This window comes from Escherichia sp. MOD1-EC6300, assembly GCF_002965045.1.
Classification (GTDB): Bacteria; Pseudomonadota; Gammaproteobacteria; order Enterobacterales; family Enterobacteriaceae; genus Escherichia; species Escherichia coli_F.
On sequence record NZ_PTRH01000001.1, the window covers coordinates 351,168 to 372,554 of the forward strand.

A 21,387-nucleotide genomic window follows, 5' to 3' on the forward strand; every position below is an offset into this window, starting at 1 on the left:
TCGTTGTTTGTAGAGAACAAACCGTTTATCCGGGTTACAGGATTAATTGATAGTTGGCAAGGATGGGGTAAATATTACCGACAATTTACCCATGTAATATCCAGCCTGTTTTGCCGTCACGTTAAATTTATCCACCACCAACGTCAGTGGTGTGGGGACACACATCACTGCGTAACGAATGCCGGGCAACACTACCGGACGTACACGTTTAAGATTGATATTGTTCCAGACGATACTTTCATTGTTGCGCACGTCGATTTGCCCGCCAGTCTCCGGGTTAGACATTTTGACGCGATAGTCGATACGTTCCGCTGCGTCAGTAGACGTGCCTCCCTGACGATATATGGAGAATTCACCATTGTTGCGCCCCGCCGCCGCGCGCCCCTCATCTTTTAGCAAGATTTCATAGCTGAGGCCATTACCGTTAAAACCGTCATACAGGCACATGTCAAGCATGGTCAGGTCTTGTGCGTAATTGCTGCCATTGACGCTGCCCGTAGGATGTAAATCTAACTGCACACGCGGCGTGGCATGCGCAAACTCAGGAAAGAAGACGTCTATATGATTGGGGTCGAGGGTATTCAGGGTAATATCCGCAAAATAGTCCTGTGAAGGGCTATTCAAATGTAATTTCACTGACCCTTTCCAGACGCCACCGATCGGTAGCTTCTTCATTTCAGCCTGTTCAAGGTAAAGTGTGAGTTGTCTCCTGTCCGCGCCATATGTGCCCGTGTTATCTCTACAATTCCACCCGGTATAATCAGTAAGAGGGAGTTGTTTAGTATACCCTTCACAATCTGAACCGACTCTTGATGTTTGTGCAGATATGTATCCTTTAAGTTTTACCTGCCAACGCATACCACTGCGCTGTTCTGTCATATAGATTTGCACTGTGGACATGTTAGAGCTGCTGGTACAGGTTTGCTGCAAATTAGAGAATGCACATAAATAAGACGCATACTTATTTTTTGCTGGTGGTTCTTCTCGATTCCAGAAGTAATAATCTGCTCTTCCTGATGCTAAATCATATGTCACTTCTGCAGTGACAACAGGTGCAGACTGGGCATACTGAGCGGAGAAAAATATCCCCCAAATACCTGCAATCAATCGCTTTCTCATGGTGCAACCTCCCTTTGCGCCGTTTGTACGTTTCCGCGTAATTTAGGCTGTTTTAACTGTGCCTGAACCTGAATGGACTCCGGTAATTGCGAATAACTCACGATGCTGCAAGTCACAACCCCGCTGTAGCGAATGCTGGCACGTTTCTTCACAACACTCAGTGGACACTTAAGGAAATGCTGCCCGGAAAGCAGATACAGATCTTTTTCACTACCGCTAATCTCAAGTGTAAATCCACCGTCTTCAGCCACCAGTAACATGGCGCTGTTCAGACCAACCAGCGGGAATTTCTCTACTGATGCGGGCAATAACAAGCGACCAATATAGTTGTAATTAAAGCTGGCAGACACTTCGCGATAGCGCAGCTTGCCCGGTAACAACATTAATTCACGATTTCCAGCACCGTTAATGATGTTGGTTGTCCCTTGCTGATCGCCCTGGCTGCTATCGTTAACTTCCACAAAACCCGACTGGAACCCGGCGTACGGAAACAATACGCTGTCATTTTGACCAAGTTGCAATGTTCTGCTGCCCGCCACTCGCGCTTCGAGTTGCAGCTCCTGACTCTGTTCATCCTGCTCAGAGAAACCTTTCACATCCACCAACACCGCCCCCAGCAGATCATCTGAGCCGCTGGCCCCCACATTAATGCCATAGCGACTCACCGCTAGTGTGGAGCTATATGTACCGGTAAAGGCTGAGATATGATCATGATTCTGGCGATCATAACTGTCCGAAACAGTAGCGTAGACATTTCCATATTGACCATCCCAACGCCCGTTAACCGCGCTGTTTATGGTATCGGTGTTCAGACCGCCGACGGTCACGCCAAGCTCTTTATGGCTGAATGAGTCGTTATAAAAGGTATGAGATAACTGCCATGACGTTTGATCGCCATCCTGATCGCTATAACGATAGTCAGTAGAAACATTGGTTAAATAGCTGTTGTTATTGCTATCCATCGTTGGCGTATCAGATAACGAAAACGATAAGTACAAGCCGTTATCGTCGTTATCATCCCCATTGTCATTACGATGGAAAACACCAACAGTAGTACTCAAAATCCAGTCACGCATCACGAAAGCGCGGGAAGCACTGAGTTGTAAAGTTTCGGAAATACTTTGCGCCGTCGTCTGGCGAAGATAGTTATTTTCAAAGCTCTGCTGTTTGTCCCAACGCAGATTGTCATTCGTGTTATTTTGCGTACGGGTATAACCCAGCATCATGTTCCAGCCTACAAGATTCTGTGAAATCGTCGCGGAGATGCTTTCATAACAGCTTAAGGCGTTGTAGCTTTCTCGGTTGTCGGTTGTACAAACATCACCATCAGAGTTGGTACGATAAAAGCCCAATGTCGGCCATCCCGATTGACTCCAGTTAGCCTGTTGCATATCACCTTTGCCACCATCATCGTTACGGAACACGCTGGCGTTGATGAGTAGATTCCCTGCCACGCCTAAATCTGCTGTCCAGTTATTGCCTAACTCGAAGGCACTAACATCATCTGCATTCGCCAGCCCTGCATAGAGCTCATATTGCGGATGTAATGGCAGGCGCACACCCAGCTGATAAGCCGAACTTTCATCATCAGAAGCTTGAGATGTGGTTTTCCCCGCCTGTAAAAACCACTGGGCATTTCCGTCTGTCAGACCGCCGGTTTTGGTAAATGGCACGAGCTCAGTGCGGGTGAGTTGGTTATTTTCATAGACTTTTAACGCCACGCTGTAACTGCCTGGCGGAAAGGAATTGGTATCAATAAATTGCGAACCGCTATTGAGGTAAAACGACCCCAAAAGTTGTTCATTACGATAAGCATCAACACGTGAATTGCGCGAAAGCAAAACCATTACCGGGGTTCCCTGCTGGCTTTGCGTCTGGTTTAAATAACTGAGCGTCGACCCGATACGCATTCCGTCGATTGCACCGAGTGGCAGAAAGTTAAACGTAAAGTTACCACCTTGTGCATTAAATAATGTGCGGTTGTCCATCCGCCCCGCCTGCACATAATAACGACGTAAAAAATCGTAGCGATAATAGAGATCGCTGACATCAGCATTACTGTCACTGATATCATCACCATCATAACCGTTGAAATTCCAGTGGGCGCCAATATAACTATTTTCTGTTATTCCCTGCGCACCATTACCTTGAATTGACAACGATTGGTAATCGTCCTGTACCAGCACATTAATATCTTGCTGATGTATAAACGCGTTAACCGTATTTTGGTCAGGATTTAAATACAATGATTTCGTATCAAACGCAGAACTCCATTGCGGATTGAGAAAGAGCGTTGCTGAACTTTCCTCATCATTGAAGATTATTTCTACCGTCTCAGTATTAAGAAAACCACAGCCTGAATCAGTACGTACAAAGCCACAAGCCAGTTCACCATGGCGAGCTAACGGTTGCGATAGTTTTTCTTTCACTGTACGTGCGATTTTTTGATCGTCGGTGTTCAATTCCAGTTTACTGTATAAACTCGATGAGTCCAGAAATGTTATGGTATCAAGATTAACCATTGCATAGTATTTACCGAGACTTTTCCCTGCAAAATAAACCTCGATATACTCCTGCTGTCCTTGAGCAATAATCTCGAAACCAGCGGGGATTTTTGTTAATGTTGCCTTTGCCGGGCTGATACTCGCCAGGATCAAAAGAGCCAGTAGTTTTTTATCCATGGCAGTCCTGTAATCCATAATAAATACTAAAATAGTTAAAAGAAGGGAGGAATTTCCTCCCTTTATTACATGTTAATTCTGTTATTAGGATTAGATATCCTGGGACAGATAAATGCTGACTACGCCACTGTAAATACCTGTTTCCAGAACACCTTTGGTGGCTTGAGCAAACATCAGTGGTTTAGCCAGCGAACCGTTAGTTAACGCATCGGAAGCAAAGATTTTTGTTGCAGTAAAAGTGGTTGCCGCATCAGCTTTAATCTCTTCACCGCCCCAGGTTACAGTCAGCGGAACAACTTTAGTAGCGTCCAGGCTTTGAACCAGTTGTGCAGGAGAAACTAACTGCATTTTCACGTCTTTGGTCGTGTCATTTGACCAGATTTTGGTCATTAACTGGTAAGATTGCAGGCCCTGCCCCGGCAGATATTGCATTTCAACTGCTTTCGGCAGTGCGCTGTTATCTGTCTGAGTCATATCCAGAGCAGCATCAACATTGGCAGTAACAGTGATATCTTTTTGTACTGCTAATGCAGAACCTGCAACGGAAAACATTGCCGCGACCAGAAGAGATTTTGCGAATACCTTTTTCATTACTATTCCTTTGTTTATTACAATGATAATTAATGAACCGCCAGTTCAAACTCGCCATTGTCCTTGGTGATCCAGTTATTATATTTGACAACGATTTTATCGTAGCCAGATATGCCTTCTAAACTTCTTTCCTGACCAGGGAAAATGTTTTTATTGACGGTCTGTATCTTGCAATTATTTTTACTATTATTTTTACAATAAGCGATCGTTAAAATTTTCAAGCGCTGATTCCCTGCATTTAATAATTTTTGGGCAGGGCTTACTTCTAACTTAGCAATAGGTTGCTGAGGTGGAACACTAACAACAATCCCCCAAATTAAATTAACTGTTAACTGCATAGAGAGATCTTTTTTATCCGTGGCAACGTCATCAATACTGGGAACCGCTTCAAATTTAACGCGATAGTTTTTCTCTTTTTGCTCTGGTTCCATCGCGACAAAGCGCACGGTTTTGCTACTACCGGCTGGTAAGGCGAATTTGGGTGGCATCACAACCAGATGATTTGCATCACCGGATTTAATCTCAACTTCATTTTCCTGAGGCGTCGATGGATTATCGATACGGAATACTGTCGCCTTAATATACTGAACTTCATTACTTTTAGATATAACGCGAACGTTGCCTTCACCCAGGCTATTAATGGAAACAGCCATAGGATAAACAGTCATATTTGACTGTGCAAAAAAAGGAGCGAACACGAATAAAAGCGGCGTAAGCCGTGATAAGAAGTTAATTTTCGCCACCATATAAATTTGATCTTATAGTATTGTTTCCAAAAAGTTAGTGCATTAGAAATGTAGACCTATTGTAAGTCAATATAAAAAAGCATTTTTAGTGAAGATTAAATTTAAAAGTAAAGAATTAAGTTACTGAAACATAGTGATTTTCACAATGGCAACACTTAATTTTTAGGAATTTATAAATATTCACAATATTAATTTATTATATTAATTCAATCACCATAATTATATATGAACGATGGCATACCCTTGAATAAAGTGGTATGATAACTTCGTCCGCATTCCACTCCGGGAGACGCATATGGAAATCACTGAACCACGCCGTTTGTATCAACAACTTGCCGCTGATCTGAAAGAGCGCATCGAACAGGGCGTCTATCTGGTGGGTGATAAACTGCCTGCTGAACGCTTTATTGCCGATGAAAAGAACGTCAGTCGCACCGTGGTTCGTGAAGCCATCATCATGCTTGAAGTTGAAGGCTATGTAGAGGTGCGTAAAGGCTCGGGTATTCATGTGGTTTCCAACCAGCCGCGCCATCAGCAGTCGGCTGACACTAATATGGAATTCGCCAATTACGGTCCGTTTGAGCTGCTTCAGGCACGTCAGCTCATCGAAAGTAATATTGCCGAGTTCGCAGCGACCCAGGTAACTAAACAGGACATCATGAAACTGATGGCCATCCAGGAGCAGGCGCGCGGCGAACAATGCTTCCGTGATTCCGAATGGGATTTACAGTTCCATATTCAGGTTGCCCTGGCGACGCAGAACTCCGCCCTGGCAGCCATCGTTGAAAAAATGTGGACCCAACGTAGCCATAACCCATACTGGAAAAAACTGCACGAGCATATTGATGCCCGTACTGTCGATAACTGGTGCGATGACCACGATCAGATCCTCAAAGCGTTAATTCGCAAAGATCCCCATGCCGCTAAGCTGGCAATGTGGCAGCATCTGGAAAACACCAAGATCATGTTATTTAACGAAACCAGCGACGATTTCGAGTTCAATGCCGACCGCTATCTGTTCGCCGAAAATCCCGTTGTGCATCTTGATACGGCCACCAGCGGCAGCAAATGAAATCCCCATTCGGCAGGCGCAACGACGCGCCTGTTTGCCTCGTCGGTAAGCGAAAAGTATAAAGTGTCAGCCTGTGTAAATCCTCTCGCCTCCCTCCCCTGCATTCAGCAAAATCAGACACCACGGACATGTAATTTTGATAACGAACAACGTTGACCTTTGTTACAATTAGATTCAATTTGAATTTATGCTTTTGAATGCTTTCTTATCTCACGATTTAACAGGGAATAGTTCAGGCTGTGTTGATGTATCAAACCCGCAGAACATACCAAAAAAGCAATAACATTGCGGTAGTGCATCTTTTAAAACCAGCGTGGCGTTAACCGATTCACCAGGAATAATGAATGGAACTTTTGACCCAATTGCTGCAAGCCCTGTGGGCGCAGGATTTTGAAACCCTGGCCAATCCGTCGATGATTGGCATGCTCTATTTTGTTTTATTTGTAATTTTGTTCCTTGAAAACGGCTTGCTTCCGGCGGCCTTTTTACCGGGCGACAGTTTACTGGTGTTGGTCGGCGTATTGATTGCGAAAGGCGCGATGGGCTATCCGCAAACGATTCTGCTACTGACCGTTGCCGCCAGCCTCGGCTGCTGGGTCAGCTATATTCAGGGGCGATGGCTGGGCAATACCCGCACCGTACAAAACTGGCTATCTCATTTACCCGCGCATTATCATCAACGCGCACACCATCTTTTTCATAAACACGGTTTATCGGCGCTGTTAATTGGTCGCTTTATTGCGTTTGTCAGAACACTGCTGCCGACGATTGCCGGGTTATCAGGGCTGAATAACGCGCGCTTTCAGTTCTTCAACTGGATGAGCGGTCTGCTGTGGGTATTAATCCTGACAACTCTGGGTTACATGCTCGGCAAAACGCCGGTATTTTTAAAGTACGAGGACCAGCTGATGTCATGCCTGATGCTGCTCCCGGTGGTGCTGCTGGTGTTTGGCCTGGCAGGTTCTCTGGTCGTGTTATGGAAAAAGAAATATGGAAATCGGGGGTAAGGGATGCAAATACCTCGCATGTCGCTTCGCCAGCTAACCTGGTCCGGCGCTGTTTTACTTCTGGTCGGCACGCTGTTGCTGGCCTGGTCCGCGGTTCGCCAGCAAGAGTCTACGCTGGCGATTCGTGCCGTTCATCAAGGCACAACGATGCCAGACGGTTTTTCAATCTGGCATCACCTTGACGCTCACGGCATTCCTTTCAAAAGCATCACCCCTAAAAACGACACTCTGTTAATTACGTTTGACTCCAGCGACCAGAGTGCCGCAGCAAAAGCGGTTCTCGACAGAACATTGCCCCATGGCTACATCATTGCGCAGCAGGACAATAATAGTCAGGCTATGCAGTGGCTAACCCGATTGCGGGATAACTCTCATCGCTTCGGATAACTTCCTGTTATCCGAAACAGATCACTCACTTTGGTGATTTCACCGTAACTGTCTATGATTAATGAGGCGGTGGTCAACACTACCGCTTCGTTGTCTGGACAATCGTTCCTTTGTAATAGGTCCGAATCACAATGGAAGGTTCAAGAATGAAATACCGCATCGCTTTAGCTGTTTCTCTTTTTGCTCTTAGTACCGGTAGTTATGCCACTACCCTGTGTCAGGAAAAGGAGCAAAATATCCTTAAGGAGATCAGCTATGCCGAAAAACACCAAAACCAGAATCGTATTGACGGTCTGAATAAAGCCCTGAGTGAAGTCCGGGCCAACTGTTCAGATAGCCAGCTGCGTGCCGATCATCAGAAGAAAATCGCAAAGCAGAAAGATGAGGTGGCGGAACGCCAGCAAGATTTAGCCGAGGCGAAGCAAAAAGGCGATGCCGATAAGATTGCCAAACGCGAACGGAAACTGGCAGAAGCGCAGGAAGAGCTGAAAAAGCTGGAAGCGCGCGACTACTAACTCACAATAGTCACTACTTACTCACCTGGAGAAAACTATGTCGAAAGAACACACTACGGAACATCTGCGTGCTGAGTTGAAATCCCTTTCCGATACGCTGGAAGAGGTGCTTAGCTCATCTGGCGAGAAGTCGAAAGAAGAGTTGAGTAAGATTCGTAGCAAAGCGGAGCAGGCACTGAAACAGAGCCGTTATCGCCTGGGTGAAACCGGTGATGCCATTGCCAAACAAACCCGTGTCGCGGCGGCGCGTGCCGATGAGTATGTGCGTGAAAATCCGTGGACGGGCGTGGGCATTGGCGCTGCAATCGGTGTAGTGCTCGGCGTTCTGCTGTCGCGTCGTTAATTATGGCGGACACTCATCACGCGCAAGGGCCCGGTAAAAGCGTTCTGGGCATCGGGCAGCGAATTGTTTCCATCATGGTTGAAATGGTGGAGACACGTCTGCGGCTGGCGGTGGTGGAGCTGGAAGAGGAAAAAGCCAATCTCTTTCAGCTTTTACTGATGCTGGGCCTGACGATGCTTTTCGCTGCATTTGGTCTTATGAGCCTGATGGTGCTGATTATCTGGGCGGTTGATCCGCAATATCGCCTGAATGCGATGATTGCCACCACCGTGGTGTTGCTGCTACTGGCACTCATTGGCGGTATCTGGACGTTACGTAAATCGCGTAAATCCACCTTACTGCGCCATACGCGCCATGAGCTGGCAAACGATCGGCAACTGCTCGAGGAGGAGTCCCGTGAGCAGTAAAGTCGAACGTGAACGACGTAAGGCGCAACTGCTTAGCCAGATCCAGCAACAACGGCTGGATCTTTCCGCCAGTCGTCGTGAATGGCTGGAGGCGACAGGCGCTTATGATCGTCGCTGGAATATGCTGCTGAGTCTGCGCTCCTGGGCGCTGGTTGGCAGTAGTGTGATGGCTATCTGGACGATTCGTCATCCCAATATGCTGGTCCGCTGGGCCAGACGCGGTTTTGGTGTATGGAGCGCCTGGCGTCTGGTGAAAACAACCCTCAAGCAACAACAGCTTCGCGGTTAACTTCCTCTCTGGCCGGAGACATTCCGGCCTTATCCCTCAAATTTTTTGAAAAATTTTGACAGTTTTCCTTGCTAACAATCACGCTTCGCCACGTTTATGATTCTCTCCATCGAAAGCAACGACGCTAATACCGCGCCCTTGCACAAAAAAACAATCAGCAGCCTGAGCGGCGCAGTGGAGAGTAAGATGAAAAAATTAGAAGATGTTGGGGTACTGGTCGCACGCATTTTAATGCCGATTCTGTTTATTACGGCAGGTTGGGGAAAAATTACTGGCTACGCGGGTACGCAACAATATATGGAAGCGATGGGTGTCCCTGGCTTTATGTTGCCACTGGTGATTCTGCTTGAGTTTGGTGGTGGTCTGGCAATCCTGTTCGGTTTCCTGACACGTACCACTGCCCTGTTTACTGCGGGCTTTACGCTGCTGACGGCATTTTTATTTCACAGCAATTTTGCAGAAGGCATGAACTCGCTGATGTTTATGAAAAACCTGACTATTTCTGGCGGATTCCTGCTGCTGGCGATTACCGGTCCGGGCGCGTATAGCATCGACCGTCTGTTGAATAAAAAGTGGTAAGTACGCGCTATACTTAACGATAAAAAACGAGGGGGAACACTCCTCGTTTCAGATTGTTGACAAAGTGCGCGTTGTTCATGCCGGATGCGGCGTGAACGCCTTATCCGGCCTACAAAAACATGCAAATTCAATACATTGCAGAAACCTCGTAGGCCTGATAAGCATAGCGCATCAGGCAGTTTTGCGTTTGCCATCAGTCTCAAACGAGGAGAAACGCTCCTCGTTTTTGCTATTGGAGGAGAGAAAAATGGGTCAACTGATTGACGGCGTCTGGCATGACACCTGGTACGACACCAAATCCACCGGCGGTAAATTTCAACGTTCAGCTTCCGCATTTCGTAACTGGCTCACTGCCGATGGCGCGCCAGGCCCCACTGGCAAAGGTGGTTTTGCCGCAGAGAAAGATCGTTATCATCTCTATGTTTCACTCGCCTGCCCGTGGGCGCACCGCACGCTGATCATGCGTAAACTCAAAGGGCTGGAACCGTTTATTTCCGTTTCCGTAGTGAACCCGTTAATGCTGGAAAACGGCTGGACCTTTGATGACAGTTTTCCGGGAGCAACCGGCGATACACTCTATCAACATGAGTTTCTGTATCAGCTTTATCTCCACGCCGATCCACACTATAGCGGACGTGTCACTGTTCCCGTACTCTGGGACAAGAAGAACCACACCATTGTCAGCAACGAATCAGCGGAAATCATCCGCATGTTCAATACCGCGTTTGATGCGCTGGGTGCGAAAGCTGGAGATTACTACCCTTCAGCCCTGCAAACGAAAATTGACGAACTTAATGGCTGGATTTACGACACCGTTAACAATGGCGTGTATAAAGCCGGTTTTGCCACCAGCCAGCAAGCCTACGACGAGGCGGTGGCGAAAGTGTTTGAATCGCTGGCGCGGCTGGAACAGATTTTAGGTCAGCATCGTTACCTGACCGGCAACCAGCTAACCGAAGCCGATATTCGCCTGTGGACCACACTGGTCCGTTTTGATCCGGTGTATGTCACCCACTTCAAGTGCGATAAGCACCGCATCAGCGATTACCTGAATCTGTATGGCTTCCTGCGCGATATCTACCAGATGCCGGGAATTGCCGAAACCGTCAATTTCGCTCACATCCGTAATCACTACTTCCGCAGCCATAAGACCATCAACCCTACGGGGATTATTTCAATTGGTCCGTGGCAGGATCTCGATGAACCGCACGGACGAGATGTTCGCTTCGGTTAAAAAAAGGCGCCTTACGAGGTGCCTCTGATAATTAGCTAAGTGCGTGTTGTTCATGTCGGATGTGGCGTAAACGCCTTATCAAACCTACAAAACATTTATATTCAATATGTTGCAATGACCGCGCAGGCCAGATAAGCGTAGCGCATCTGGCAATTTTGCGCTTGCCCTTATCCTTCACAGCGCCTTATTAATTCATCGAGATAATATTTACTGCCATTTCATTCACGTCTATTCTTAATTTGCTGCTTTAAAAACAAGTGATTGAGCAAAATTGAGGCAAAAATGGACTGGTATCTGAAAGTACTAAAAAATTATGTCGGTTTCCGGGGCCGTGCGCGGCGCAAAGAGTACTGGATGTTTATTCTGGTCAACATCATCTTTACGTTCGTGCTGGGGCTGCTGGATAAAATGTTAGGCTGGCAACGCGCCGGTGGCGAAGGCATCCTGACGACAATCTACGGTATTCTGGTGTTTTTACCATGGTGGGCAGTTCAGTTCCGCCGCCTGCACGACACCGACCGCTCGGCGTGGTGGGCACTGCTGTTCTTAATTCCGTTTATCGGCTGGCTGATTATCATCGTCTTTAACTGCCAGGCAGGTACGCCAGGCGAAAACCGCTTTGGACCAGATCCGAAACTGGAACCTTAAAACAAATCTCCTCGCCGGATGTCTGACTCATCCGGCTTTTATCATCATGTTGATGAATAAATAATCTCCTAATGTTTATTGAAATTATTTCAATGTCGTTATATAAATTACATATAAAACACGACCATGTATTTATCTTAAATATCAAAACCTTTATAACATCCGAAAAAGAAAGATACGAATAGCATTTACTCCATCCCCGGAATAGACTTTCGCAACTTTTAATTAAAGGGATGTTTTTATGCAGTGGTATTTAGCCGTATTAAAAAATTATGTTGGTTTCTCTGGTCGTGCACGTCGTAAAGAGTACTGGATGTTTACTCTGATTAACGCCATCGTCGGCACTATTATCAATGTCATTCAATTGATTTTAGGTTTAGAGTTTCCATTCCTTTCTCTCATTTACCTGGCAGCAACAATCATTCCGGTCATTGCTCTGTGCGTTCGTCGTCTGCACGATACTGACCGTTCAGGTGCGTGGGCGCTTCTCTATCTGGTACCGGTCATTGGCTGGTTAGTTCTGTTTGTATTTGCCTGTTTAGAAGGCAATTCTGGCAGCAATCGTTACGGAAACGATCCGAAGTTTGGTTCAAATTAATCTTAGAATTGGGGCGATATTTCGCCCCTTTTTATTAAAAATAACAAATATTATTTTCCGCTAAAAAGTTTGGGAATTTCCCGCAGACACCAGGATTTCGCTTCCCCCATACTGTCACGACGCCAGGCCATAATAATATCGATCTCGCTGGTCGATTCCGGGCTGACGACACGCAACCGTCCTTCCGCAATATCTTTTTCAACCATCGGATACGGCATCGTCGCCACGCCAAGCCCCGCCAGTAATGCCTGACGTTTATCTTCAATCGTGCTCACCGTTAAGCGCGGCTGTTTGTCCAGCAGCTGTACGGTCAACACCGGGCGCTCACGAGCGGTATCCGCCACCGCAATTCCACGATATTTCACGCGCGTCACTTCAGATAACGGTTCCGGCTCCTGATGAATCGGGTGATCAGGCGCGGCAACATAGACGTTCATTAAGGTATAGAGTTTGCGCGAGTTGATCTCCGACGAGGAGCGAAAATGCATATCCGGCGCGATAACAATATCCGCGCGCCCCTGCTCCAGCCGTTCCCACGCCCCCGCCAGCACTTCGGTGATGATTGCCAGTTGGGTATTGGCTTTTGCCGCCAGTTTGTCGATTAACGGGAAAAAGGCGGGTGTCGGTACCAGCGCCTCAGTCACAATGGTGAGATGCGTTTCCCAACCGCGCGCGAGGGCTTCCGCATCGGTAGTCAGTTTATCTGCGGCTTCCAGCAAAACGCGCCCTCGCTCCAGCAACATTCGCCCGACATTGGTGAATTTGGTGCGATGGCCCGAGCGGTCAAACAACACCACATCCAGCTCTTCTTCTAGTTTTTGCATGGTGTAGCTAAGTGCGGAAGGCACGCGTCCCAGCTCATCCGCCGCCGCCGCAAAACTGCCCCGGCGATCGATCGCATCCATAACCCGTAGTGCTTCCAGCGTTAATGCCCTTTCTTTGGCCATTTCGTTCTCATTCAGGAAATTTGAACATACCGGGCAGAATATCTGGCTAACAATGTAGCGTCCAGCCCCTTACCATAAAAGGAAGTAAAGAGAGGTCAAGAATTATGATTACTACCCGAACTGCCAGGCAGTGTGGACAAGCAGACTACGGATGGTTGCAGGCCCGGTATACTTTTTCCTTTGGACACTACTTCGACCCGAAATTGTTAGGTTATGCCTCCCTGCGTGTGCTTAACCAGGAAGTTCTGGCCCCAGGTGCCGCCTTCCAGCCACGAACCTATCCCAAAGTCGATATTTTAAATGTGATTCTGGATGGAGAAGCTGAGTATCGTGACAGCGAAGGCAATCATATTCAGGCCTACGCAGGTGAAGCGTTGCTGCTCTCTACCCAGCCGGGTATCAGCTATAGCGAACACAATCTCAGCAAAGACAAACCGTTAACACGGATGCAGCTTTGGCTGGATGCCTGCCCGCAGCGAGAGAATCCGCTGATTCAAAAACTGGCGCTTGATATGGGCAAGCAGCAATTAATCGCCTCGCCAGAGGGGGCGATGGGAAGCCTGCAGTTGCGCCAGCAAGTGTGGCTGCATCATATCGTGCTAGACAAAGGCGAAAGTGCGAATTTCCAGTTGCATGGGCCACGCGCGTATTTGCAATCGATTCACGGGCAATTTCATGCGCTTACGCATCATGAAGAGAAAGCGGTGCTGACCTGCGGTGATGGGGCGTTTATTCGTGACGAGGCTAACATTACGCTGGTTGCCGATTCCCCACTGCGCGCTTTGCTGATAGATTTGCCTGTCTAGTTGTTTTTACAGGGAGATGATGATGAGTAAAAAATCGGCCAAAAAGCGTCAGCCAGTGAAGCCCGTGGTGGCGAAGGAACCGGCTCGCACCGCCAATAATTTTGGCTATGAAGAGATGTTGAGCGAACTGGAAGCCATTGTCGCGGATGCTGAAACGCGTTTAGCCGAGGATGAAGCTACCGCGTAAAGACAGGTTGCCGGATGCGGCGTAAACGCCTTATCCGGCCTACAAAACCAGCAACATCAACAAATTGCACAACTCGTAGGCCAAATAAGATGCACCAGCATCGCATCCGACACGATACCCATAACCAGGCGTTTATCTGGCCTTGCTCGCCATAATCTCGATAATCTGCCGATCCGTTTGCTGCATCGAATGGCTTGCCAGCGCACACAGGTTGGCAATCGACTGCTCAACATCATGCGCCACAATACCTTCATTACCGGTCACAGCGGTATCATCCAGCGCCATTAACACTGCTTTCCACGCAGCCGAAGCACTGGTCGAAACCTTCATCGCGCAGCTGTTGGACGCACCATCGCAAATCATGCCGCTGACATCGCCGATCATACTGCTGATCGCCATCGAGATGGTTTCATAACGCCCATCCACCAGCCATGCCATCCCAGCAGCAGCCCCCATTGCTGCTGTCGTTGCGGCACACAACGCAGACAAACGCGGTAACTGGTTATGGATGTAAATCGCGCTCAAATGCGAAAGCATCAGCGCACGCGCCAGCCGTTCATCATCGGCCCCGAAGTGTTCTGCGACCACCACCACAGGCATTGTTGCAGTGATCCCCTGGTTACCCGAGCCGGAGTTACTCATTGCCGGAAGCGTAGCGCCGCCCATACGCGCATCGGATGCCGCGCTGGTACGAATCACAATGGATGAAGAGAGATCTTTCGCCAGCAAACCGCGTTCACACTGTTTTTCCAGCGTCGCGCCAATATGTAGCCCCCAGTTACCGCTCAAGCCTTCCTGCGATAACGCACAATTTAACTTCGCAGAATCGAGAATAAAGCGGATCGCCGCAAACGGCACTTCATTGACGAACTTCAGGATCTCAGCCAGCGTCGTTCTGGAGAGCACCGTCAGTGGCGACTCTTGCTCGCCCTCTGCTACACTGGCCTGCTGGGTAAACACCACGCCATTGTGCGTCTCAATATGCACAATGTTGGTATGCCCACCGACGATGGTGACACACGCCCACTTCTCACCGTTCCAGACTTTGGCGCGTGAGAAGAGGATTTCATCGCAAGGTTCCTGGATCTTAACTGAGACTTTCCCCGCCGCCAGCAGTGCTTTGGCATCGGCAATTGCCTGCGCAGTTGCGTCTTTCAGCACTTCCAGCCCGGCGTTGGCATTTCCACCTAACGCTCCCAGCGCCGCCGCAATCGGCAGCCCCACCATTCCCGTGCCAGGAACGGTGACGCCCAGACCGTTCTTCATCAGATTTGGCGAAACCCAGGCTTCTACTCGTTCAACCGGACCTTCCAGTTCTGCCGCAGCTACCGCCGCCGCCAGCGCCAGTGAAATTGGTTCAGTACATCCCAGCGCCGGTTTTACTTCCTCCTGAACGGCGAGGATGTAACGCTGCCATAACGGATTTAAAGTCGAATCAAACATAATAAAAACCTTAAAATTTCAGGTAAATCAAGAAAATGCCAGGAACGGAGATACACAAAGCAACAAACCAGTGACGATAATCAGGTACAGAGACATCCCTTTGTATTTGTGCAATGCCGGTACTTTGTAAACCAGCCACGCCGGGATCAAGCACCCTACCATGCCGAAAATCGGGCTACAGATAGAGGTGAAGCTCAACACCGGTGCGTTCAGTACGATGGCGCTCCAGGCCAGTAAAATGGCGAAAATCATGATGCCGCGCTGAACGAGATTTTCGTTAATCTTCTCGGCGGGCATCTTACGACGCAGGATGTTCATTACGATCCCTTGCGTTGCTTCGCGAAAACCTAAATAGACACCAAAGAATGCAGTCATTACGGCAAAAATATTAAGAATGACGCTGACCACTTTCACCCACGCTGCGCCGTCACCGCTAATAAACTGCGCCGCAATTGCCAGCGCGGAAATATTCTGCTCGTAGGCTTTTACCGCTTCGTCATGTCCCATCGCCAGCGTGAACGACACGGCGTAGAAAAAGACGGTGACAAACAAAATGCCAAACGCGATATTCATTGCCCGCAATGCTTTATGCCGCGCCACTTCAATGGATTTTTCCCGCGAGCGATAAGAGATCACCATCGGGCTTAACGTCTGGATAAACAGAATCGACGTCAGGGTAAACGGCAGAGTAATAATGGCGTTTTTCACCAGTAGCCCCAGAGGCGGTAGCGAACCGACGTTATACAGATGCCACATTCCCACCATCGACACGCCCAGCGCCGCGACCACCAGCAGCTTGGTCAGCACCATCCCCGTCGAAATTTTGAATAACAATTTCTCGCCGCGTGAGGAGATCGCCACCAGAATGCAAATCAGTACCAGACCATAAAAGGGACTGTCTGACAGCAACCCTTCCGTCACGCCGAAGGTATGCAGGTAGGAAGCACTATCGTTGGTGATGGCGGTGGAATAGACGAACATCCAGATCACCAGCATTACGAAATAGAGTGCACCTAACAGGATGCCCCAGTTTTTACCTAAATAACCGCTAATGACGCTCGGGTAATCTTTACATTCTGGTGATTCTGCCAGCGTATTAATAAACAACCGCTGAAACAGATACATTGCCGGGTAACCAATCACCGATGAGAGCAAAAATACCCACAATCCCATCAAACCGACCTGCACCGGGAGAAAAACAATCCCTGCGCCAATCGCCATCCCGATACTCATAATCACCCAGCCGGTGTCAGTACTGTCGAATTTGATCGCTTCTCGCCACTCGCTCTCACTCATTCCAGCACGACCTGCCGGGGTCGATGCGTCTGCAATGACGCCTTTATTCGATGCAATTTCCATAATTTCTCGCTCAATATTTTGTAGGGCTTATTATTTTTTTCCGAGCCGCATCAAGGCGATATGCGGTCTACATTTTTGCAGGCGAGTTATTAGAATAAGGAAATGATACGCGCGAGGTCAGAGAAAATCTTCACAATCAAGACTTTGAAATAACGGAGATGGATAAGAATTTTCTACTAAATTAACCGCAAGAGAATATTCATTCTCTATTTGCGTCAGATCACAAAAAAAAGGTGCACATTTGTGCACCCAAGGATGAAAGCTGACAGCAATGTCAACCGCAGACCACTTTAATGGCCAATCCTCCGCGTGATGTTTCGCGGTATTTATCGTTCATATCTTTGCCGGTTTCATACATCGTCTCGATCACTTTATCGAGTGAAACACGCGGTGCCGAAGTGCGGCGCATCGCCATCCGCGCAGCGTTTACTGCTTTCACGGCATTAATGGCATTACGTTCAATGCACGGGATTTGTACCTGTCCGGCAACCGGATCGCAGGTCAGCCCAAGGTTATGCTCCATAGCAATTTCCGCCGCATTGCATACCTGCGCAGGACTGCCGCCCAGTAGTTCAGTTAACCCTGCCGCCGCCATTGAACAGGCCACGCCAATTTCCCCCTGACAGCCGACTTCCGCGCCAGAGATGGAAGCGTTCATTTTATACAGCGCGCCAATAGCCCCCGCTGCCAGTAGATAGCGGGCAATCGACCGCTCATTTACTGGGCGACGGAACTTATCATAATAAGCCAGCACAGCCGGAATAATGCCGCACGCCCCATTGGTCGGCGCTGTTACTACGCGCCCACCGGCTGCGTTTTCTTCACTCACTGCCAGCGCGTACATGTTGATCCAGTCGATGACGTTCATCGGATCGTTAGAGATGTTATCGCTGGAAACCAGCTGGCGACGCAACGCAACGGCACGACGAGGCACATTAAGCGGTCCTGGCAGCACGCCTTCGGTATTCATCCCGCGTTCAATGCCGTCGTGCATCACTTGCCAGATACGGGCAAACCCGGCATCAATTTCCGCTTTGCTGCGCAGCGCCAGCTCGTTGTGCATCATTAGGCCAGAAATAGACAGGCCGTTGTAATCACACATTTTCAGCAGTTCACCTGCTGAGTGAAAATCATAAGGTACGAGGGTTTCGACATCGTGCGACAGACCGAAGTGTTCTTCTTCAACGATAAATCCGCCACCGACTGAGTAGTAAGTTTTGCTTAATAGCTCTTTCTGCCCATTCCAGGCAGTAATCCGCATCCCGTTCTCATGACGAGGCAACATTTCAGGATGGAAAACAATGTTCTTTGCTACAGGAAAATCAACAACATGCGCCCCAGAAGCCACCGGCAACCGCCCGCTGCGCGTCACTAACTCAATAAATGCAGGGATCTCATCAATAACAACATCCTGCGGACTGTTTCCTGCTAGTCCCATGATGATGGCGACATCCGTGGCATGGCCTTTGCCCGTCAGTGACAACGACCCGTACAGATCGACCATAATATGGCTCGTCGCGGTTAATAAGCCGCTATTTTCCAGCCGATCAATAAAACTTTTTCCGGCATTCATCGGCCCCACGGTATGCGAACTGGAGGGTCCAATCCCAATTTTGAAAATATCGAATGCACTAATCATATCCACACCCTCGGATTGCCGTTCAGTGAAGTGGAGCGGAACGACCTTGCGACCGTCCCGCTCACGAGGCTTTACGCACTACGTACTGCGATGGCTTCAATTTCCAGCTTCACATCTTTCGGCAAACGCGCGACCTGCACACAGCTCCGGGTCGGGTAGGTCGCCTGATGCTCATCGAAGAACTGCTTATAGACTTCATTGATGGTGGCAAAATCATTCAGATCGGTGATGAACACGGTCATCTTGATGATATCACCCACGCTCAGCCCGGCAGCAACCACGATCGCTTTGACGTTTTCGAGGCTTAAACGCGCCTGATCTTGCACATCAGCCGGGATCTCACCTGTCTGCGGGCAAACCGGAATTTGCCCGGAGGTGAAGACCATGCTGCCTAAATCAACACCCTGAACATAAGGGCCGATTGCGCCTGGGGCACGTTGCGTTTCGATAATCTTTTTCATACATCCTCCGGCGTCAGAGCGCCTGGGTAAAAGTACGTGAAATAACATCTTGTTGCTGTTCACGGGTCAGTGCGTTGAAACGCACGGCGTAGCCAGAGACACGGATTGTCAGGTTAGGATATTTTTCCGGGTGCTCGATGGCATCCAGCAGCATTTCCCGATTCATTACGTTGACGTTGAGGTGTTGACCGCCTTCGACATCCGCTTCGTGGTGGAAATACCCATCCAGCAGGCCGACAAGGTTGGTTTTACGTACTGGATCTTCTTTGCCCAACGCCGCCGGGACAATTGAGAAGGTGTACGAGATACCGTCTTTGGCGTAAGTGAACGGCAGTTTCGCCACCGACGTCAGCGAGGCCACGGCACCTTTACGGTCACGACCGTGCATCGGGTTAGCGCCCGGTGCGAACGGTGTTCCGGCGCGACGACCGTCCGGCGTGTTACCGGTTTTCTGCCCGTACACCACGTTAGAAGTGATAGTCAGAATCGACTGGGTAGGGACGGCGTTGCGATAGGTCGGCAGCGCTTTAATTTTCTTCATAAAACGTTCAACGAGGTCGCAGGCAATACTGTCTACACGCTCATCATTGTTGCCGTACTGCGGATATTCGCCATCGATTTCAAAGTCCACCGCCAGGCCGTTTTCGTCACGGATTGGTTTCACGCGGGCATATTTGATGGCAGACAGGGAGTCCGTCGCCACTGACAGGCCCGCGATGCCACACGCCATAGTGCGATAGACATCACGATCATGCAGCGCCATCAGCGAGGCTTCGTAGCTGTACTTGTCGTGCATGTAGTGGATGATGTTCAGCGCGCTGATGTACTGCACCGCCAGCCAGTCCATAAAGTGGTCGAGGCTGTCCATCACTTTGTCGTAGTCCAACACGTCGTCCATCAGCGGTGCTGTTTTTGGGCCGACCTGAATCTTCAGCTTCTCGTCCACCCCGCCGTTAATTGCGTAGAGCAGCGTTTTCGCCAGGTTAGCGCGTGCACCAAAGAACTGCATTTGCTTACCAATCACCATCGGGCTAACGCAGCAGGCAATCGCGTAATCGTCGCTGTTGAAGTCAGTACGCATCAGATCGTCGTTTTCATACTGCAAGGAAGAGGTGACGATAGACACCTGCGCGGCATATTTTTTGAAGGCGATCGGTAATTCTTCCGACCACAGAATGGTCAGGTTTGGTTCCGGTGCTGGCCCCATAGTGTGCAGGGTGTGCAGATAACGGAAAGAGTTTTTGGTCACCAGCGTACGACCGTCCAGCCCCATCCCACCGATCACTTCCGTCGCCCAGATCGGGTCGCCAGAGAACAGCGAATCAAATTCCGGCGTACGCAGGAAGCGCACCATACGGATCTTCATAATGAAGTGGTCGATCAGTTCTTGTGCCTGCTGCTCATTGAGCACGCCAGCTTTAAAGTCGCGCTCAATGTAGATATCGAGGAACGATGCCGTACGGCCAAGAGACATTGCGCCGCCGTTCTGTGATTTCACTGCCGCCAGGTAAGCGAAGTAGAGCCACTGCACCGCTTCCTGCGCATTCCGCGCCGGACGGGAGATATCAAAACCGTATTTCGCCGCCATTTCCTGAATCTGCAACAGCGCACGACGATGTTCCGCCAGCTCCTCACGCAGACGGATAGTGGCTTCGAGATCTTCGCCTTTTTCCAGACGAGACTGGAGATCGGCAAATTGCAGTTCGCGTTCACGTACCAGATAACTGATGCCGTAAAGCGCTACGCGGCGGTAGTCACCGATAATACGCCCACGACCATAACCGTCTGGCAAACCAGTCAGTACACCCGATTTACGGCAGCGCAGCATATCCGGTGAGTACGCATCAAATACGCCCTGATTATGGGTTTTACGCAGATCGGTAAAGATGTACTCAAATTCACTGTCCATTTCACGGCCATATGCGTGGAATGAACTTTTAATCATATTAATACCGCCGAACGGATGCAGCGCGCGCTTTAATGGTGCATCTGTTTGCAGGCCAACAATTTTTTCCAGCGGCTGGTTAATATATCCCGCATCATGAGCGGTAATGGTGGTGGCAATATTAGTATCGAAATCCAATGGCGCGTGAGTCGCGTTTTCGATACGGATGCCTTCCATTACTTTTTCCCACAATTCCGTGGTGGCTGGCGTTGCTTCGGCGAGAAAAGATTCATCACCTTCATACGGTGTATAGTTATGTTGAATAAAATCGCGGACATTAATTTCGTTTTTCCAGTCCGTACCTTTAAAGCCAAGCCATGCGTCGGCGTACAGCTTATCGCTGGTATCAATATCTACCTTCATGAAAAATAATCTCTCTACAAT

At 49.0% G+C, this 21,387-nt stretch carries 24 protein-coding genes; 14 read left to right on the plus strand and 10 right to left on the minus strand.

What is annotated here, in order from left to right:
- Positions 1–42 precede the first annotated feature (42 nt).
- The 4 genes from BGE37_RS01740 to BGE37_RS01755 all read right to left on the minus strand — a co-directional run bounded on the left by BGE37_RS01740 (position 43) and on the right by BGE37_RS01755 (position 5,137).
- Positions 43–1,119 (minus strand): CfaE/CblD family pilus tip adhesin, encoded by a 1,077-nt coding sequence (locus BGE37_RS01740; protein WP_105271285.1) that lies wholly within the window; start codon positions 1,117–1,119, stop codon positions 43–45.
- Positions 1,116–3,800 carry a TcfC E-set like domain-containing protein gene (locus BGE37_RS01745; RefSeq protein WP_105287709.1) on the minus strand — a complete coding sequence of 895 codons (2,685 nt, stop codon included), beginning with the start codon at positions 3,798–3,800 and terminating at the stop codon, positions 1,116–1,118. Before BGE37_RS01745 ends, BGE37_RS01740 begins: the two co-directional genes overlap by 4 nt.
- A gap of 90 nt (positions 3,801–3,890) precedes the next feature.
- Positions 3,891–4,391 (minus strand): CS1 type fimbrial major subunit, encoded by a 501-nt coding sequence (locus BGE37_RS01750; protein WP_032185169.1) that lies wholly within the window; start codon positions 4,389–4,391, stop codon positions 3,891–3,893.
- A gap of 29 nt (positions 4,392–4,420) precedes the next feature.
- Entirely contained in the window at positions 4,421–5,137 is a 717-nt protein-coding gene (locus BGE37_RS01755; RefSeq protein WP_148787588.1) for a fimbria/pilus periplasmic chaperone, read from the minus strand.
- Positions 5,138–5,432: 295 nt separating this feature from the next.
- Here BGE37_RS01755 and exuR point away from each other — a divergent pair, with 295 nt between their 5' ends.
- The 12 genes from exuR to BGE37_RS01810 all read left to right on the plus strand — a co-directional run bounded on the left by exuR (position 5,433) and on the right by BGE37_RS01810 (position 12,216).
- Positions 5,433–6,209, plus strand: coding sequence for a transcriptional regulator ExuR (gene exuR / locus BGE37_RS01760; RefSeq protein ID WP_000406496.1), 777 nt, complete (start codon positions 5,433–5,435; stop codon positions 6,207–6,209).
- A 239-nt stretch (positions 6,210–6,448) separates the two neighbouring features.
- Positions 6,449–6,532, plus strand: coding sequence for a hypothetical protein (gene yqiM, locus BGE37_RS25515; RefSeq protein ID WP_212735935.1), 84 nt, complete (start codon positions 6,449–6,451; stop codon positions 6,530–6,532).
- A gap of 21 nt (positions 6,533–6,553) precedes the next feature.
- Positions 6,554–7,216: a DedA family general envelope maintenance protein YqjA gene (gene yqjA / locus BGE37_RS01765; protein ID WP_000422149.1), complete on the plus strand. Its 663-nt coding sequence runs from the start codon at positions 6,554–6,556 to the stop codon at positions 7,214–7,216.
- Positions 7,217–7,219: 3 nt separating this feature from the next.
- Positions 7,220–7,603, plus strand: coding sequence for an EnvZ/OmpR regulon moderator MzrA (mzrA, locus tag BGE37_RS01770; protein ID WP_001166773.1), 384 nt, complete (start codon positions 7,220–7,222; stop codon positions 7,601–7,603).
- A gap of 146 nt (positions 7,604–7,749) precedes the next feature.
- Positions 7,750–8,118: a DUF1090 family protein YqjC gene (gene yqjC / locus BGE37_RS01775; protein WP_001352920.1), complete on the plus strand. Its 369-nt coding sequence runs from the start codon at positions 7,750–7,752 to the stop codon at positions 8,116–8,118.
- 37 nt (positions 8,119–8,155) lie between these two features.
- Positions 8,156–8,461 (plus strand): DUF883 family protein, encoded by a 306-nt coding sequence (locus BGE37_RS01780; protein ID WP_000031415.1) that lies wholly within the window; start codon positions 8,156–8,158, stop codon positions 8,459–8,461.
- A gap of 2 nt (positions 8,462–8,463) precedes the next feature.
- Positions 8,464–8,868 carry a phage holin family protein gene (locus tag BGE37_RS01785; protein ID WP_000785722.1) on the plus strand — a complete coding sequence of 135 codons (405 nt, stop codon included), beginning with the start codon at positions 8,464–8,466 and terminating at the stop codon, positions 8,866–8,868.
- On the plus strand, positions 8,858–9,157 hold the full coding sequence (locus BGE37_RS01790; RefSeq protein WP_000096086.1) for a YqjK-like family protein: 300 nt from the start codon (positions 8,858–8,860) through the stop codon (positions 9,155–9,157). Before BGE37_RS01785 ends, BGE37_RS01790 begins: the two co-directional genes overlap by 11 nt.
- A 186-nt stretch (positions 9,158–9,343) precedes the next feature.
- Positions 9,344–9,736, plus strand: a complete 393-nt coding sequence (locus tag BGE37_RS01795) for a DoxX family protein (RefSeq protein ID WP_000732238.1) — start codon at positions 9,344–9,346, stop codon at positions 9,734–9,736.
- 247 nt (positions 9,737–9,983) lie between these two features.
- A complete protein-coding gene (yqjG, locus tag BGE37_RS01800; protein WP_105287710.1) occupies positions 9,984–10,970 on the plus strand; it encodes a glutathionyl-hydroquinone reductase YqjG in 987 nt (328 codons plus the stop codon).
- A gap of 282 nt (positions 10,971–11,252) precedes the next feature.
- The gene (locus tag BGE37_RS01805; protein ID WP_000384145.1) at positions 11,253–11,618 is read left to right on the plus strand and encodes a DUF805 domain-containing protein; all 366 of its coding nucleotides are present in this window, start codon (positions 11,253–11,255) and stop codon (positions 11,616–11,618) included.
- Between the two features lie 241 nt (positions 11,619–11,859).
- Positions 11,860–12,216 (plus strand): DUF805 domain-containing protein, encoded by a 357-nt coding sequence (locus BGE37_RS01810; protein WP_001198788.1) that lies wholly within the window; start codon positions 11,860–11,862, stop codon positions 12,214–12,216.
- Positions 12,217–12,266: 50 nt separating this feature from the next.
- Here BGE37_RS01810 and yhaJ read toward each other — a convergent pair whose 3' ends face one another.
- Positions 12,267–13,163, minus strand: coding sequence for a DNA-binding transcriptional regulator YhaJ (gene yhaJ, locus BGE37_RS01820; RefSeq protein WP_001041010.1), 897 nt, complete (start codon positions 13,161–13,163; stop codon positions 12,267–12,269).
- A gap of 104 nt (positions 13,164–13,267) precedes the next feature.
- On the opposite strand from yhaJ, the gene BGE37_RS01825 reads away from it, so the two are divergent.
- Positions 13,268–13,969 carry a pirin family protein gene (locus tag BGE37_RS01825; RefSeq protein ID WP_000633564.1) on the plus strand — a complete coding sequence of 234 codons (702 nt, stop codon included), beginning with the start codon at positions 13,268–13,270 and terminating at the stop codon, positions 13,967–13,969.
- Between the two features lie 22 nt (positions 13,970–13,991).
- Positions 13,992–14,156, plus strand: a complete 165-nt coding sequence (yhaL, locus tag BGE37_RS01830) for a protein YhaL (protein WP_001306007.1) — start codon at positions 13,992–13,994, stop codon at positions 14,154–14,156.
- Positions 14,157–14,288: 132 nt separating this feature from the next.
- Here the strand turns inward: yhaL and cyuA are convergent, their stop codons facing one another.
- From cyuA to tdcE, 5 genes are all read right to left on the minus strand, one after another.
- Positions 14,289–15,599, minus strand: a complete 1,311-nt coding sequence (cyuA, locus tag BGE37_RS01835) for a cysteine desulfidase (protein WP_105287711.1) — start codon at positions 15,597–15,599, stop codon at positions 14,289–14,291.
- A gap of 27 nt (positions 15,600–15,626) precedes the next feature.
- On the minus strand, positions 15,627–16,958 hold the full coding sequence (locus BGE37_RS01840) for an amino acid permease (RefSeq protein WP_000401598.1): 1,332 nt from the start codon (positions 16,956–16,958) through the stop codon (positions 15,627–15,629).
- Positions 16,959–17,232: 274 nt separating this feature from the next.
- Complete coding sequence (gene tdcG / locus BGE37_RS01845; RefSeq protein ID WP_000622095.1) at positions 17,233–18,597, minus strand: L-serine ammonia-lyase; 1,365 nt, start codon at positions 18,595–18,597, stop codon at positions 17,233–17,235.
- 71 nt (positions 18,598–18,668) lie between these two features.
- Positions 18,669–19,058, minus strand: coding sequence for an enamine/imine deaminase (locus BGE37_RS01850; RefSeq protein WP_000719990.1), 390 nt, complete (start codon positions 19,056–19,058; stop codon positions 18,669–18,671).
- Positions 19,059–19,071: 13 nt separating this feature from the next.
- On the minus strand, positions 19,072–21,366 hold the full coding sequence (gene tdcE / locus BGE37_RS01855) for a 2-ketobutyrate formate-lyase/pyruvate formate-lyase (RefSeq protein WP_105287712.1): 2,295 nt from the start codon (positions 21,364–21,366) through the stop codon (positions 19,072–19,074).
- Between the last annotated feature and the right edge of the window lie 21 nt (positions 21,367–21,387).

What these genes read in the sequence shown, in the direction of transcription:
- BGE37_RS01740 (WP_105271285.1), bottom strand. Translation starts at nt 1,119, where the DNA reads ATGAGAAAGCGATTGATTGCAGGTATTTGGGGGATATTTTTCTCCGCT.
- BGE37_RS01745 (WP_105287709.1), bottom strand. Translation starts at nt 3,800, where the DNA reads ATGGATAAAAAACTACTGGCTCTTTTGATCCTGGCGAGTATCAGCCCG.
- BGE37_RS01750 (WP_032185169.1), bottom strand. Translation starts at nt 4,391, where the DNA reads ATGAAAAAGGTATTCGCAAAATCTCTTCTGGTCGCGGCAATGTTTTCC.
- BGE37_RS01755 (WP_148787588.1), bottom strand. Translation starts at nt 5,137, where the DNA reads ATGGTGGCGAAAATTAACTTCTTATCACGGCTTACGCCGCTTTTATTC.
- exuR (WP_000406496.1), top strand. Translation starts at nt 5,433, where the DNA reads ATGGAAATCACTGAACCACGCCGTTTGTATCAACAACTTGCCGCTGAT.
- yqjA (WP_000422149.1), top strand. Translation starts at nt 6,554, where the DNA reads ATGGAACTTTTGACCCAATTGCTGCAAGCCCTGTGGGCGCAGGATTTT.
- mzrA (WP_001166773.1), top strand. Translation starts at nt 7,220, where the DNA reads ATGCAAATACCTCGCATGTCGCTTCGCCAGCTAACCTGGTCCGGCGCT.
- yqjC (WP_001352920.1), top strand. Translation starts at nt 7,750, where the DNA reads ATGAAATACCGCATCGCTTTAGCTGTTTCTCTTTTTGCTCTTAGTACC.
- BGE37_RS01780 (WP_000031415.1), top strand. Translation starts at nt 8,156, where the DNA reads ATGTCGAAAGAACACACTACGGAACATCTGCGTGCTGAGTTGAAATCC.
- BGE37_RS01785 (WP_000785722.1), top strand. Translation starts at nt 8,464, where the DNA reads ATGGCGGACACTCATCACGCGCAAGGGCCCGGTAAAAGCGTTCTGGGC.
- BGE37_RS01795 (WP_000732238.1), top strand. Translation starts at nt 9,344, where the DNA reads ATGAAAAAATTAGAAGATGTTGGGGTACTGGTCGCACGCATTTTAATG.
- yqjG (WP_105287710.1), top strand. Translation starts at nt 9,984, where the DNA reads ATGGGTCAACTGATTGACGGCGTCTGGCATGACACCTGGTACGACACC.
- BGE37_RS01805 (WP_000384145.1), top strand. Translation starts at nt 11,253, where the DNA reads ATGGACTGGTATCTGAAAGTACTAAAAAATTATGTCGGTTTCCGGGGC.
- BGE37_RS01810 (WP_001198788.1), top strand. Translation starts at nt 11,860, where the DNA reads ATGCAGTGGTATTTAGCCGTATTAAAAAATTATGTTGGTTTCTCTGGT.
- yhaJ (WP_001041010.1), bottom strand. Translation starts at nt 13,163, where the DNA reads ATGGCCAAAGAAAGGGCATTAACGCTGGAAGCACTACGGGTTATGGAT.
- BGE37_RS01825 (WP_000633564.1), top strand. Translation starts at nt 13,268, where the DNA reads ATGATTACTACCCGAACTGCCAGGCAGTGTGGACAAGCAGACTACGGA.
- yhaL (WP_001306007.1), top strand. Translation starts at nt 13,992, where the DNA reads ATGAGTAAAAAATCGGCCAAAAAGCGTCAGCCAGTGAAGCCCGTGGTG.
- cyuA (WP_105287711.1), bottom strand. Translation starts at nt 15,599, where the DNA reads ATGTTTGATTCGACTTTAAATCCGTTATGGCAGCGTTACATCCTCGCC.
- BGE37_RS01840 (WP_000401598.1), bottom strand. Translation starts at nt 16,958, where the DNA reads ATGGAAATTGCATCGAATAAAGGCGTCATTGCAGACGCATCGACCCCG.
- tdcG (WP_000622095.1), bottom strand. Translation starts at nt 18,597, where the DNA reads ATGATTAGTGCATTCGATATTTTCAAAATTGGGATTGGACCCTCCAGT.
- BGE37_RS01850 (WP_000719990.1), bottom strand. Translation starts at nt 19,058, where the DNA reads ATGAAAAAGATTATCGAAACGCAACGTGCCCCAGGCGCAATCGGCCCT.
- tdcE (WP_105287712.1), bottom strand. Translation starts at nt 21,366, where the DNA reads ATGAAGGTAGATATTGATACCAGCGATAAGCTGTACGCCGACGCATGG.